Annotated in this window: 12 protein-coding genes; all 12 read left to right on the top strand. The window is 38.7% G+C overall.

What is annotated here, in order from left to right:
• The first annotated feature begins 29 nt into the window (after window positions 1–29).
• Window positions 30–977 (top strand): DNA-directed RNA polymerase subunit alpha, encoded by a 948-nt coding sequence (locus ACESM9_RS06030; protein WP_372996308.1) that lies wholly within the window; start codon window positions 30–32, stop codon window positions 975–977.
• Window positions 978–996: 19 nt separating this feature from the next.
• Window positions 997–1,338, top strand: coding sequence for a 50S ribosomal protein L17 (rplQ, locus tag ACESM9_RS06025; RefSeq protein ID WP_372996306.1), 342 nt, complete (start codon window positions 997–999; stop codon window positions 1,336–1,338).
• Window positions 1,339–1,586: 248 nt separating this feature from the next.
• Window positions 1,587–2,417 (top strand): energy-coupling factor transporter ATPase, encoded by an 831-nt coding sequence (locus ACESM9_RS06020; protein WP_372996366.1) that lies wholly within the window; start codon window positions 1,587–1,589, stop codon window positions 2,415–2,417.
• The gene (locus tag ACESM9_RS06015) at window positions 2,402–3,262 is read left to right on the top strand and encodes an energy-coupling factor transporter ATPase (protein ID WP_372996304.1); all 861 of its coding nucleotides are present in this window, start codon (window positions 2,402–2,404) and stop codon (window positions 3,260–3,262) included. The genes ACESM9_RS06020 and ACESM9_RS06015 overlap by 16 nt, the downstream gene beginning before the upstream one ends.
• Window positions 3,255–4,058: an energy-coupling factor transporter transmembrane component T family protein gene (locus ACESM9_RS06010; RefSeq protein ID WP_372996302.1), complete on the top strand. Its 804-nt coding sequence runs from the start codon at window positions 3,255–3,257 to the stop codon at window positions 4,056–4,058. The genes ACESM9_RS06015 and ACESM9_RS06010 overlap by 8 nt, the downstream gene beginning before the upstream one ends.
• Window positions 4,055–4,798, top strand: a complete 744-nt coding sequence (gene truA / locus ACESM9_RS06005) for a tRNA pseudouridine(38-40) synthase TruA (RefSeq protein ID WP_372996300.1) — start codon at window positions 4,055–4,057, stop codon at window positions 4,796–4,798. The genes ACESM9_RS06010 and truA overlap by 4 nt, the downstream gene beginning before the upstream one ends.
• Before the next feature lie 236 nt (window positions 4,799–5,034).
• Complete coding sequence (rplM, locus tag ACESM9_RS06000; protein WP_372996298.1) at window positions 5,035–5,469, top strand: 50S ribosomal protein L13; 435 nt, start codon at window positions 5,035–5,037, stop codon at window positions 5,467–5,469.
• Window positions 5,470–5,490: 21 nt separating this feature from the next.
• Window positions 5,491–5,883, top strand: coding sequence for a 30S ribosomal protein S9 (gene rpsI, locus ACESM9_RS05995; protein ID WP_372996296.1), 393 nt, complete (start codon window positions 5,491–5,493; stop codon window positions 5,881–5,883).
• Between the two features lie 1,002 nt (window positions 5,884–6,885).
• A complete protein-coding gene (locus ACESM9_RS05990) occupies window positions 6,886–7,311 on the top strand; it encodes a hypothetical protein (protein WP_372996294.1) in 426 nt (141 codons plus the stop codon).
• A 5-nt stretch (window positions 7,312–7,316) separates the two neighbouring features.
• Window positions 7,317–8,234 (top strand): retropepsin-like aspartic protease, encoded by a 918-nt coding sequence (locus ACESM9_RS05985; RefSeq protein ID WP_372996292.1) that lies wholly within the window; start codon window positions 7,317–7,319, stop codon window positions 8,232–8,234.
• Between the two features lie 322 nt (window positions 8,235–8,556).
• Window positions 8,557–13,536, top strand: a complete 4,980-nt coding sequence (locus tag ACESM9_RS05980) for an S-layer homology domain-containing protein (protein ID WP_372996290.1) — start codon at window positions 8,557–8,559, stop codon at window positions 13,534–13,536.
• Window positions 13,537–13,987: 451 nt separating this feature from the next.
• The coding region (locus tag ACESM9_RS05975; RefSeq protein ID WP_372996288.1) for an MFS transporter at window positions 13,988–14,506 on the top strand (519 nt) is incomplete at its 3' end.

Genomic DNA, 14,506 nt, shown 5'->3' with positions numbered 1-14,506 from the left:
TATGGTAGTATAAGGAGGGTTTTAATAGGATGATAGAGATAGAAAAGCCTAAAATTGAATGCGTAGAAATGTCAGAAGACTCAAAGTATGGGAAATTCGTGGTAGAGCCTTTGGAAAGAGGTAACGGAACTACCCTTGGAAACTCCTTGAGAAGGATATTGCTTTCCTCCCTGCCGGGTGCTGCAGTAACCCAAGTTAAGATCGATGGAGTACTGCATGAATTTTCAACAATTCCTGGTGTTGTAGAAGATGTTGTAGAAATAATACTAAACATCAAAAATCTTGCTTTAAAGATGCATGGAGAAAGCAATAAGATAATTAAGATTGATGCTCAGGGCGAGGGTGTAGTTACAGCAGCTGACATAATTGCAGATCCGGATATCGAGATAGTAAATCCTGATTTGTATATTGCTACTTTGGGTGAAGGCAGCAGATTATATATGGAGATGACAGTGGAAAAAGGCAGAGGTTATGTAACAGCCGATAGGAATAAACAGCCCAATCAACCTATTGGAATAATACCTGTAGACTCTATTTTCACACCTGTCAAAAAAGTGAATTATAGTATCGAGAACACTCGTGTAGGGAATAGAACGGACTATGATAAGCTAACTCTTGAAATTTGGACAAATGGAGCTATAAGTCCCGATGAAGCTGCTAGCTTAGGAGCAAAGATACTAAGCGAGCACCTTAATCTCTTTATAACTCTTACAGATCATGTGGGAGATGTTGAAATATTGGTAGAAAAAGAGGAAGACAAGCGGGATAAGGTATTGGAAATGACCATAGAAGAGCTTGACCTCTCTGTGAGATCTTTCAACTGCTTAAAGAGAGCCGGGATAAATACTGTTGAAGAACTTACTCAAAGAACTGAAGAAGATATGATGAAGGTAAGGAATTTGGGTAAGAAGTCACTTGAAGAAGTTCAGCAGAAGCTCGCGGCACTAGGCTTAAGCTTAAAACCAAGCGACGATTAAGCGATAAGGAGGTATAGTCATGGCAGGATACAGAAAGCTGGGACGCACTAGCAGTCAAAGAAAAGCAATGCTGAGAAACCTTGTTACAGCATTGCTTGAGCATGATAAAATAATGACTACTGGCACAAGAGCCAAAGAGGCCCAAAGCATAGCAGAAAAAATGATTACTCTTGGAAAAAGAGGAGATTTGCATGCTAGGCGTCAGGCATTAGCATATATTACTAAAGAAGATGTAGTTAAAAAGCTATTTGATGAAATTGCACCAAAGTATAAAGAGAAGAATGGTGGATACACCAGAATACTTAAGGTAGCTCCCAGACGTGGAGACGGTGCTGAAGTAGTATTGTTGGAACTAGTTTAAATATAATGGGGCTGGGGGATTAAGTATATGCTTAGTCCCATGTTTTTTGAATTGGGTTTTTTTACTGGTCTGACCCGCCCTAAGTCTCCAGATTCAAAAGTAACTGAGGCCAAGGGCGGCTAAGTCCAGTATGGACTACACTAAAATTTTTCTATGCAAAGTGAAGTCTGGTTCACAGTTTGAGGATAGAGTTATTAGTCTATTTCCTCAACTCTGAACCTTATATTAATGAAGAGGGTATCATAGAGATGATAAAAGCTGAAAATGTTACATATAAATACTCAAGCCATGAGGGTAAAGAATTTTTTGCTTTGAAGGATATTAATATTGAAGTTAAAGAGGGAGAATTCATAGCCATATTAGGACATAATGGCTCAGGAAAGTCTACCTTTGCCAAGCACTTAAATGCATTGCTTCTTCCTTGTGAGGGAACAGTCTATATAAATGGCATGGATACCAGGGACGAAGATAATTTGTGGAATATAAGGCAGAATGCAGGCATGGTTTTTCAGAATCCTGATAACCAAATCGTTGCTACAATAGTAGAGGAAGATGTGGCTTTTGGTCCTGAGAATCTTGGAGTAAAGCCTGAAGACATAAGAAAGAGAGTTGATGAGGCATTACTCACTGTCGGTATGTTTGAATACAGAAAGCATAGCCCCCATCTTCTATCAGGAGGACAAAAACAAAGGGTTGCCATAGCAGGTATACTTGCTATGAGACCTCGTTGCATTATATTGGATGAGCCCACGGCTATGCTTGATCCATCCGGCCGTAAAGAGGTCATTGAAACAATAAAGAAACTGAACAAAGAAGAGAATATAACAATTGTACTAATAACTCATTACATGGATGAAGCCGTAAATGCAGACAGAATATATGTTATGGAGGAAGGCCATGTTGTGATGGAAGGTACCCCTAAGGAAGTGTTTTCAAAAGTTGAAGAGATAAAAGCCCTTGGTCTTGATGTACCTCAGGTAACTGAACTAGGGCATTTACTTATAGATGAGGGGATAAATCTTCCTCATGATATTCTGACTGTCGATGAAATGGTGGTGGAGCTATGTCGATTAAAGTAGAAAATCTAACCCATATATATTCAAAAGACACTGTTTTTCAACATGTAGCACTGGACAATATATCCTTCACCATTGAAGACGGTGAATTCATAGGTCTCATTGGACATACAGGCTCAGGAAAGTCTACACTGATACAACACCTGAATGGTTTGCTGAAACCCACCTCAGGACACATATATATAGATGACGTGGACATCAACTCAAAAGAAGTGCCTTTAAAATTAATAAGGCAAAAGGTAGGATTAGTTTTTCAATATCCCGAACACCAGCTATTTGAAGAGACGGTTTATAAAGATGTTGCATTTGGACCTTTAAATCTCAAACTAAGTGAAGGAGAAATCCACGAGAGAGTAAAATCTTCTCTTGATTTGGTAGGCTTAAATTTTGATGAAGTAAAGGATAAATCTCCTTTTGATCTCAGTGGTGGTCAAAAAAGAAGAGTAGCTATTGCCGGTGTATTGGCTATGAAGCCAAAGGTATTGATACTGGATGAACCTACAGCCGGACTGGACCCAAAGGGTAGAGATGAAATCCTTAGACAGATAAAACTACTTCATGAAAAGGAAAAATTGACAATAATACTTGTCTCGCACAGCATGGAAGATATAGCTAAACTGGTAGATAAGATACTTGTTATGAATAAAGGAAAGATTCAATTTTTCGATACACCACAAAAAATATTCAAGGAAGCGGAAACTTTGGAGAGAATTGGTCTTGGAGTACCTCAGGTGTCAAATCTTATAAGAGAACTGAGGAAAAAAGGTTTCCCCATAGAAGATTGCATATCTGTAGAAGAAGCAAAAAAGGCTATTATAAAAGTGTTAAGAGGTAAGAAAGATGCTTAAGGATATAACAATAGGACAATATATACCCGGTGATACACCTGTTCATAACCTGGACCCAAGAGTTAAAATAATAATTACATTTGCTTTTATTGCTGCACTATTTTTTATAAATAAATTCTTTGGATATTTGTTTGTTATTGGATTTATGGTAATGGCAGTGTATCTTTCTAAAATACCTGTCAGATACCTCTTTAAGGGACTCAAACCTCTGATAGTCATAATACTGCTTACTGTTGCGTTGAATATTTTTATGACAGAAGGAGAAGTTATATATACACTTTGGAAGTTGAAAATAACGAAGGAAGGTTTAATCCAGGCAGGGTTCATGGCCCTAAGGCTCATATTTCTAATAACAGGAGCTTCGTTATTGACTCTTACTACCTCTCCCATATCCTTGACTGACGGTATAGAAAAGCTTTTGAATCCCTTGAAAAGAATTGGAGTTCCTGCCCACGAACTGGCCATGATGATGACCATAGCGTTGAGATTCATACCAACTCTACTGGAGGAAACAGACAAGATTATGAAGGCTCAAATGGCCAGAGGAGCTGACTTTGAAACCGGAAACATAATAAGCCGAGCCAAGGCAATGGTTCCATTGTTGGTGCCACTTTTCATAAGCGCCTTTAGAAGAGCAGATGAATTAGCTTTGGCTATGGAAGCCAGATGCTACAGAGGTGGAGAAAAGAGAACCAGAATGAAGCAACTGGTTATAGAATCTAGAGATTATATAGCCATTACTATTACAGTTATTTTTTTTGCAGCCATATTATGGAGTAGGTATTTGGTAAAATGAGAAATATAAGAATAATTATAGAGTATGATGGAACAAACTATAGTGGATGGCAGATACAGAAAAATGCGCCATCTATACAAGAGGAAATACAAAAGAGTATAAAAAAAATAACAGGAGAAGATGTGAACCTCATTGGTGCTGGTAGGACTGACGCAGGGGTCCATGCTAAAGGGCAAACTGCAAATTTTATTACCGGCAGCAGAGTTCCCGCTGATAAATTTGCATGGGCTCTGAATTCGGTTCTGCAAAAGGATATTGTCATAAAGAGTTCGGAAGAGGCTTCTCTTAGTTTTCATTCAAGATATGATGCTAAATCCAAGATATATAGCTATACTATACACAAAGGCCTATTTCCTCCTGCCATAATGAGAAACTATGTATATCATGTAAACTTTGGCAGCAAAATTGATATGGAAAAAATGAAAAGGGCAGCAGACTGCTTTGTAGGAACCCATGATTTTAAGGCCTTTATGGCTACAGGGAGCAATGTAATAAATACTATCAGAACCATATACAGCATCAAAATTGAAGAGAATGAAGAATACATTAGAATCTTTTATCATGGAAATGGATTTTTATATAACATGGTAAGAATAATAACGGGAACAATAATTTATGCAAGTATAGGGAAAATGAATGCCGATAATATTCCTGAAATAATAAAAAAAGGAGACAGAGAATTGGCAGGAATCACTGTCCCTGCCCATGGCTTATGTCTGGAAAAAGTATACTATGACTAATCATATTGTCAATTTTGTATTGACACACTAGGTTCATTGTATTAGAATATTAGTGTTGCTTATTTATGATCCACTGCCCCGGATCTAGGTATTGACAACATTTAATTATAGACAAAAATTGCTGGAGCTTTGAAGGCTAAATTGTTTCTATGTGGGATTTGAAACTTATGCCTTTGAAGGTTCGTTTGCGTTAAATTTTATAATATCATGTTATGCTTAAACAAGGAGGTATAGGGATGAAGTCATTTGTGGCAAAGGCTGAAGATGTTCAGAGAAAATGGTATGTTATAGATGCAGAAGGCAAAGTCCTTGGAAGATTGGCCAGTGAAGTTGCAAAAATTTTAAGAGGTAAACATAAACCTATATATACACCCCATGTAGATACAGGTGATTTTGTTATAATAATAAATGCAGAAAAGGTAGTTCTTACAGGAAACAAGCTAGATCAGAAGATGTACAGAAAACACTCTCTTTATCCAGGAGGATTGAAAGAGACTCCATACAGAAAGATAATGGCTACAAAGCCTGAAAGAGCCATTGAAGAAGCAGTTAGAGGCATGCTTCCTCACAACAGTCTGGGCAGAAAGATGTTCAGAAAATTAAAGGTATATAAGGGTTCAGAGCATGAACATCAGGCGCAAAAACCTGAAGTACTCGAGCTTGATATATAATTTAGGAAGGAGGAAGTTGTTGTGGCTAAAGTTCAATATTATGGTACAGGTAGAAGAAAACACGCTGTTGCCAGAGTAAGATTAATACCTGGAGACGGTAAAATAATTATAAATGGTAGAGATATAGATAGCTATTTTGGATTGGAAACTCTTAAGCTTATAGCAAGACAACCATTGGTATTGACAAATACAGTGAGTAAGTTCGATGTGCTTGCAAATGTAAACGGTGGAGGCTATACAGGCCAGGCCGGTGCAATAAGACACGGTATTTCCAGAGCATTATTGGAAGCTGATAAGGGATTAAGACCCGTATTGAAGAGGGCTGGATTCCTCACAAGAGATCCAAGAATGAAGGAAAGAAAGAAATACGGCTTAAAGAAAGCAAGAAGAGCACCACAGTTCTCAAAGAGATAGTATGTTGTCGACTTCGAAGCATGTTTGCTCGAATTCACACAAGTTTGCTGAAAAGAGTATTCAAGCGTCAGGGGAAAAACCTCTGGCGTTTTTATTTTATGCAATAAAAAAGAATAAAAATAATTACCCCCGTGGTTGTTTTACAGGAGGAATTCTGTTGACAAGGCGGGGGTTTTTCATATACAGAACTGTGTATAATGTGGATAACTCAAGGATTAGAGAGAAAAAAGAAAGAGAAATATAGTTAGATTTCCCCTTTTACAAGGCAGTTCCGCACAACGTATATGTAATCGCTACAACGCATAAAACCAAGCATATCTTCTCCGAGCAAACTTTATCACTTTGAGCAAACTTGCTTATTATTTTCCTATTTTTTTACCTTTTTTTATAGGTTTGACTCGTTTAAACAGTCCTTGAGCAAACTTTATAATTTTATCCTGAAAACAGGTGTAACAGGGGCAGTATCAGGGACACAGGGTTTGAGCAAACTTGTGTTATTTCGAGCAAACTTGGATGTTAATCTACATATGTTTATGGGGACGGTATTCCGTCCCCTAAAATATAAAAATAATATAAAGTGTTTTCTTGGCACACTTAAAAAATCCGCTCCCTAAGAATTTGTTATTCGAAAGGAGTTTTTTTAATGAAAAAAATAACGTACAATTTATAACACGTACTGCTCTAATAGCAGCAGCATACGCAGCTCTAACCTATGCTTTTGCATGGATGAGCTACGATCAGCTGCAATTTAGTTAGAGTATCTGAAATTTTAGTATTGTTTGCATTTATAGAACCAAGATATGGCTTGGGCTTAGTTTTAGGATGCAGTTAGCAAATTTAGCAAGCCCATTAGGAGTGATTGACTATAAGGTATGAATAAGGAAAGAAATGAGCAAAACCCATTATTTAGTTGACATGATATATTATGTTGGTATAAAATAACAGGTAGTGAAGTTTGAATATTCATATATATTATAAAAACTGAATATTGGGGGTGCCAAAATGGACCATGTAGTTTATGTGGATGCAAAGGCAAAGGAATTGGAAGAACTTATTGCAGGAACAAAAACCATGATTATAAGGGGTGCAACAGGCAGAAAGTTGCCCTATGGTAGAGTAAACATGGAAGACATACTATACTTTATTAATAATGATGGTGAAGGTAAAGTTTGGGTAAAAGGAAATGTGACCGATGTATATAATTCAGATAAAATGGCTGAAGATGAGTCTATTTCATTGGCTGAAAAGAATCAAGATAAACTGGGATTGACTGAAAAGCAGTTTGAAAAATGGGCAGGGAAAAGATATATTGTCTTAATTCAGGTTGGAAATATAGAGACTATAGATCCTTTCGAAATTGACAAGAGCAACTACGGAAATATGGATGATTGGCTGCCGTTTGAAAACATAGATAGTGTAAGGTTATAATGAAAATGTACATAAGGAAAAACAGACTTCTGTTTTCATTGGTGATATCTGCGGCCATATTGTGTCTAATACTTACCTACATTTTTCCTATCAATAGGTATCATCCTAACTCTCCCTATGATCCAGAGGTGTGGATTTCGAAATATTACTATAATTCAAATGAACTACTGGATGTCAAGTTTAATACCCATAACCGGGGAAGGTTATATTTTGATATTTTATTGAATGGAGCAGAGGCAGAGGCTTACTTTGATACGGGAAATGCCTTTGGCATATGTGTCCCTGAACAAGTAGCACAAAAAGGCAATTTCCAAATAGACAACTATGCCAATGTATATAACTCAGAAGGTGCTTTAATATCTAAGTCATCTCGATTTAAAGTGAATAGTTTTTATATTGAGGGCAAGCAAATGGAACTTGGTTCAGGTATTATTATTGATGGGAAAGACAATTATTTCGGGTTTGAACCATTTAAGGCAGGTAGGATTACTCTGGATTATGAGAGTAAGAAAGTAGCCGTTAGCAAATCATCACTTCCTGATAATATTGTCACCAGCGAAAATCGGCAGGTTTTTAACTTTTTGACTATGGAAGGAAGCGGAGAAGGTTATATAGTTATACCAGTTAGAATAAATGGACAAGAATACTATGCAATGGTTGACACAGGGGCATCTGTCAGTGTAATAGATAGTGAAATTGCAAGTAAAATAAGTGTAAAACAGAATGTATTCGGAAGAGTTAAACTACAGAATATAGAGATTGGAAGTTTTAAGATTAGTTTTCCATCTGTTTCAGTTCATTCACAGCGAGCTGTAGGACGGGGCATTGAAAAAGAGATAATGGCTACAATAGGTGCTGATGTTCTTTGTCAATTTCTCGTTACAATTGATTATCAGCAAAGGCTTCTAATACTTGAGAGGTAAGGCAATTGCTTTTAGGCATTTACGCACGATTTACACGCGGTTTAAAATATTAAATTTAGATATATCAATATATAGTAGTTGAAATTTAATTATAGTACTTTATATAGTACTTTTTAGACGATTTAATTTTCTACATCAATTACGTAAGAGATAATTTTTACGAAATACAAAATCTCTCAAACAATTATGTTTGGGGGATTTTTTATGTCTAAAAAAATGATTCATGTCAAAAAAACCGTATTTCATGCAACGGACGGTTATAAAAAGGTTTTTTATGATAGATTGAATGAAAGTAATTCTTCATCGGAGGAGGAACACAAATATGAGCAAAAAAATACTCAGTATGCTTCTAATATTGTGCATGATGTTTACTATGCTTCCTGTTTCAACAATGGCAGAAGAAGCGGATTTTACTGTTGGAACAAGGGGAGAAATAATTGAGTTTGTACCCCTTGATGAAAAAGAAAAAACGGTTACGGTAGGGACATCTATTGAGGATCTGGAACTCCCTGAAACCTTGATGGCTACTGTACGAACAGTTCCAGATACTGTGACCGAAATCGTTTATGGTTCTGAAGAAGAAATTACTGTTGATATTCCAGTGACATGGACTTCAGAGCCAGAATACGACATGGACACCGAGGGTGAGTATGTTTTTACCCCGGTAATCGATGGCTATACGGTCAGCGCAGAGCTGCCAAGGATTACAATAACAGTGGGTGCGGCGACCATGAATCCAGTATTCAGCTTTATGTCCAGCAGCAATGTCGCCCAAATAGGCGAAACAAGCTATTCCGCACTGCAAGAAGCAGTAAATGCGGTTGAAAGTAACCAGACGATTAAGCTATTGGATAACATAACCCTTACGGAACCGGTCATCATTCCAGATGGCAATAGCATAGATTTCACTCTTGACTTAAACGGGAAAACGATAGAGACCGGCAATATAACAGCCATACAGCACAACGGCACCGGTGAACTGACCATCACCGACTCTTCAACGGAGGGTGAACAGGGAAAAATCACCAGCAGTGTTGGCACTTTCTCATCAACAGGCACAGTGAAACTGACAAACCTGGGCACTTTGAATATTACCGGAGGTATGGTGCAAAATACAGCCTCAGCCGGATGTGCAATTAACCCCGGAAGTAACGGTACTGTGAATGTATTGGGAGGTACGGTACAAGCTACTACGGGAAATTGCCGAGCGATAAATGGCGGTGATAGTATTAGTGGTACGGTGACGGTAAATGTATCAGGGGGAATAGTGGAAAACACCAGTAACGATGGTTGTGCGATTTATGTTGGAACCTCCAAAACTACCATCAGCGGCAGTGCATTAGTCACCAGTTCTAATTCTGAATCCAACAGCGCTACGGTTTTTCTCTCACCTGACAGCACACTTGATATCAAAGGCGGTACAGTGCAAAATACAAAGGCTAATGGTGTAACGATCCGTAGCAACAGCCAGAAAAGAACCGCTATAAATATTACCGACGGCACAGTAAGAGCTGCTAATGGTAAAGCGATTCACAATGAATACGATGGCAAAATAATTATCAGCGGCAATGCGTTGGTTACCAGCGCAATAAGTGATTCGTACAGCGGTACTATTTATTTAAAATCCGGAAGCAAAGAGGATACCGTCCTTGAAATCACCGGTGGCATAGTGGAAAACACTGATACATCAACCAGCGGCAGAGCAATTTACAATAATGCCAGCGGCGATATTAAAATATCAAACGGCATTGTAGACAGTGCAGGCGGTACTGGCATTTTTGTAGGCAATGGCAAAATTGTGATTTCAAGCGGCACGCCTATCATCAAAGGCGGCGGCATGGCGATGAACAAAGCACCAGATTTAAGCGGCTATACTAACGTAAGAATATTTGGAAGCACAACTAGTACCATTGATACAAACGCTGTTGAGATCACCAAAGAGGACATTGACACGGATGCAGAGGTTAAAACATACAAATATCTAAAGTTTGAGCCTGTTTCTCTTTCTTCAGCTTGTGATATAACAGAGGTAATAACACCGGTAGAAGCAAATATACACGGAACAGACATAACAGCTACTGTCAGCAATGAAACAACCAGCATAAATGTAGATGTAACAGTAAGTACACATGCTACATGGAAGTTATATAGTGACTTAGCATGTGAAAATGAAATAGCAAGCAAGACGATGAATCTGAATGTAGGAGAAAACAAAGCATATATAGAAGTTACAGCGCAGGATGGAACCACAAAGAAGTATACCATAACTATAACAAGACAAGGACGCTCTTATAGTATATATGTTGCCGGCGTACAGGTGACCGATGACAATAAGGACGACATTACCGCACCAGGAATTACCGCGGGAAAAGTTACCTATGACTCCGACACTAATACTCTTACTCTGACCGATGCGAACATTACCTATGCTGGTGGAAATGCCATTAAAACCTTCTTGAAGGATCTAATCGTTGATTTCTATGGTGATAATACTGTCACAAGCACTTCCTCCAGCGATGATAACGCTTTCTGCACCGAAAGTGGAGGCAGTTTCACCTTTAAGGGCGAGGGCTCATTGGACGCCCGTGGTAAATACAGCGGTATCTATGCGTTCGATGATCTTATCATTGAGGGCGGCACGATAAAAGCTTCTGGACAAAAGGTGGGCATTTCCACCAACTGGGGGTCGATAACAATCTCCGGCGGTAATGTGACCGCCGAGGCCACAACAGCAGGCGATAGAACATGCGAGGGCTACGGTATTGCTGAGGATCACTATAGAACACTAAATCTGACTATGAGCGGTGACGCTGTAGTGACCGCAATTGGTATAAGGGGAGCTATAGGTTCTAATAATCTAACCACCAGCAATACAACCCATAACGTGAAGGCGGGAGATAGCGAGTCTGATGCTGAGGTAGTCACCTCACCCGATGAAACAACTTGGGCAAAGCCATATGTCAAGCTAATCCCCGGCTCTACCATCTCCGGCAAAATAACCGACAACGAAGGCAGTCCTATTGAGGGCGCAACCGTTCAAATTCAGAAAGACGGTGCTGACTTCGGAGCACCTGCTACTACAGATGCAGACGGCAAATACACTACACAGGCCGTCCCTAACGGAGAATATACCATCAAGATCAGCAAGAGCGGCTATTTAGACGCAGTTATAGAGAACATAGATGTATCTGGCAGCCCAGTAGTTGATAAAGATAAAGAACTGATTGAGATTCCGAAACAAACAGTAACAATAACAGAAGAAGCTCAAAGCTATACCTATGATGAAACAGGAAAGGCCTTTGAGATTAAAGGAACATCACTTACAGGCTTTACAGTAGAATATTATGTAAATGATGCATATACAACTACTGCACCAAAAAATGCAGGCAAATACAAGGTAAAGGTAACAAGGCCAGAGGATGCAATTTATGAAGCATACAGCAAGGAGATAGCTGATGGACTTGAAATTAAAAAGTTGCCAGTAGTTATCACATGGAGTGGAACAGAAGATTTAGTTTACACAGGAAACCCTGTAACAATTTCAGCAGATGTAACAAATACAGTAGAGGGTGATACAGTAAATGTAACACTTTCAGGAGACATAGCCGAAACAAATGCTGGCACATACAGGGCAGAAGTTGCAGGAGTTGACAATGCCAACTACACAATTGAAGGTGGAACAAATTTAACAAAGGCATGGTCAATAGCAAAAGCAGAAAATGAATGGGTAACACCGCTTTCAATTGAAGGCTGGAAATACGGTGGAACTGCAAAGACACCAATAGCTGCTGCAAGATTTGGAACAGTAGAATTCACATATTCAGATAGTGAAGATGGTATATATACTGAAACTGTACCAACAAATGCAGGAACATATTATGTGAAGGCAACAGTACCAGGAACAGAAAACTATGATGAAATCACAACAAAAGTATCCTTTGTTATTTCTAAAGCAACAGTCAGCAATGGAAGTTCCTCAGATGACGACAGAAGCTCCGATATAGACAGTAGCTCTGCAGATAGCAGCATCCCTGTCATCGTCACTTCACCTTCACCGGACAAGCCTGATTCATCAACGCAGGGAAAAATCAAGATAGACGCCAAGGTAGACGAAAACGGAAATGCTACTGTGTATATCACCAACCTATATGTGACAGAGATCTTTGACAAGGCAATGAAGGATGCAGAGAAAAAGGGTAACGAGGAAAACGACATCACAATGGTACTACATGTGGTAACCGGCAGCAAGTCTGTTTCAAATGTAACTGTCAATCTGCCAAAGATAGTGCAGGACACTATTATTGCCAAGAGAATAGTAAGTACCGTTGTGGTGGTGGATAATCCTAATATTCAAATCGATATGGATTTGGAAGCGGTAGAAGAGATTAACAGCCAAGCAAATTCGGATGTAAATGTTACAGCTGCTCCTGCCGACAGCACTAAGCTGACCGATGAAGCTCAAAAAGTTGTTGGTAGTCGCCCGGTATTCGACCTCAAGGTGAACTATGGCAGCGGTAAACAGGTACAGAACTTTGGAGATGGAAGGGTAACAGTAGCAATTCCTTATACTCTTGGTGAAAATGAGAAAGCTGAGAATATCTATGCTGTATATATAGATGACAATGGGAAGGTCCACTGGCTCAATGACTCTGTCTATGACGTTGAAAATAAGGTTCTGCGCTTCAGTACAAATCATTTCTCAATTTACGGTGCGGGATACAGAGAAGAAGATCATGGGTTTACTGATATTGAAAACCACTGGGCAAAGGGTGACATCGAGTTTGTAGTAAGACAAGGACTATTCAGCGGTACCTCTGAGACAATCTTCAGCCCCGACATGGCTATGACAAGAGGAATGTTTGTCACAGTATTAGGACGAATGGCAAAGGTTGATGTCAGCGGTTACAAAGAGAGCAGCTTTACCGATGTGAAAGAGGATTCTTACTACATGAGCTATATAGAATGGGCAAGATTAAACAACATCATAAAGGGTATAGGCAATGGAATTTTTGCTCCTGATCAGTCTATCACACGAGAACAGATGGCAGTCATTATGCAGAACTTTGCCAAAGCCCATGGCTTTAAACTGCCGAAGGTTAATGAAGAGAAGGCTTTTGCAGATAGTGATAGCATAAGTGCTTATGCTAATGAAGCCGTACAGGAGATGCAGATGTCAGGCATTATAAACGGCAAGGGTGGCAACATTTTTGACCCACAGGGTGAAGCTACTAGAGCAGAAGTTTCAGCGGTTCTGCGACGTTTTATGGAACTCTTGATTTCCAACGGTGCACAAACATACTAAGAGTCATTGAATTACAAGCCTTTTACACAGGATTCACATATGATTTATAATATAAGCAATTATATTGTCAAAATATATTTTAAGGAATTAAAAACACGACTGTATATAGCTTATTTTGGATTATGTGATTCAGTACATCATTTATCAAAGAGATAATATTAATAAGTGTTTAAAAAATAGAGCTACAGAAGTGTGGCTCTATTTTTGATTCACACTATTATATTATATCAAACAGCCTATTCGTACAGTTAAATATCTTATAGGCGTAGTCCTATATAACGGTGTATTTTTTCAAAAGTGTATAATACTAAAACAAGATTTGCAACATTAAACGGGTTAAAAGAATCATAAGCGAACTACAAAAATTATTTATAAAGGTAAAAACAGTACTTTGAGCTGGGGAAGTTATCCATATGAAATTTAGTGTTTTGAAAAATGTAGGAGGGTTATTGTGACTAATGAAAAAGACAAGAATGTAAAAAAAGTAGAAAGATACAGATGGGTTGTTTGGAGTGTCCTTGCAGCACTATATGTATTTGTTACCTTTCACCGTATGGCTACTGGAGTTGTTAAGACAGATCTTCAGGATGCCTTTAAAATCGGTGCAGCTCAGTTTGCTAACATTGGTTCCATGTATCTCTACGCCTACTTTATAATGCAGATTCCATCAGGAATACTGGCAGACAAACTTGGACCCAGAAAGACAGCTACTTCATTTTCTATACTTGCAGCAATAGGCTCAGTAATATTTGGGCTGGCTCCAAACATAATGATTGCCTATCTTGGAAGATTTATAGTTGGTATCGGAGTATCTGTTGTATTTGTCTGCCTTATTAAAATTCAATCAAGATGGTTTTATTCCAGAAATTTCGCTTTAATGGTTGGATTCGCAGGAATAGCTGCAAACCTTGGAGCAATACTTGCTCAAACTCCACTTGTTATAGCAGCAAGCACCTTTGGATGGAGAAAT

Source organism: Lutispora sp. (assembly GCF_041687175.1).
Lineage (GTDB): Bacteria > Bacillota > Clostridia > Lutisporales > Lutisporaceae > Lutispora.
The sequence above is the reverse complement of the archived record's forward strand: the minus strand, read 5'-3'. Positions and strand labels throughout refer to the sequence as shown.

Excerpts from the sequence above, each read along its gene's own strand:
- ACESM9_RS06030 (WP_372996308.1), top strand. The coding sequence starts at position 30 with ATGATAGAGATAGAAAAGCCTAAAATTGAATGCGTAGAAATGTCAGAA.
- rplQ (WP_372996306.1), top strand. The coding sequence starts at position 997 with ATGGCAGGATACAGAAAGCTGGGACGCACTAGCAGTCAAAGAAAAGCA.
- ACESM9_RS06020 (WP_372996366.1), top strand. The coding sequence starts at position 1,587 with ATGATAAAAGCTGAAAATGTTACATATAAATACTCAAGCCATGAGGGT.
- ACESM9_RS06015 (WP_372996304.1), top strand. The coding sequence starts at position 2,402 with ATGTCGATTAAAGTAGAAAATCTAACCCATATATATTCAAAAGACACT.
- ACESM9_RS06010 (WP_372996302.1), top strand. The coding sequence starts at position 3,255 with ATGCTTAAGGATATAACAATAGGACAATATATACCCGGTGATACACCT.
- truA (WP_372996300.1), top strand. The coding sequence starts at position 4,055 with ATGAGAAATATAAGAATAATTATAGAGTATGATGGAACAAACTATAGT.
- rplM (WP_372996298.1), top strand. The coding sequence starts at position 5,035 with ATGAAGTCATTTGTGGCAAAGGCTGAAGATGTTCAGAGAAAATGGTAT.
- ACESM9_RS05990 (WP_372996294.1), top strand. The coding sequence starts at position 6,886 with ATGGACCATGTAGTTTATGTGGATGCAAAGGCAAAGGAATTGGAAGAA.
- ACESM9_RS05985 (WP_372996292.1), top strand. The coding sequence starts at position 7,317 with ATGTACATAAGGAAAAACAGACTTCTGTTTTCATTGGTGATATCTGCG.
- ACESM9_RS05980 (WP_372996290.1), top strand. The coding sequence starts at position 8,557 with ATGAGCAAAAAAATACTCAGTATGCTTCTAATATTGTGCATGATGTTT.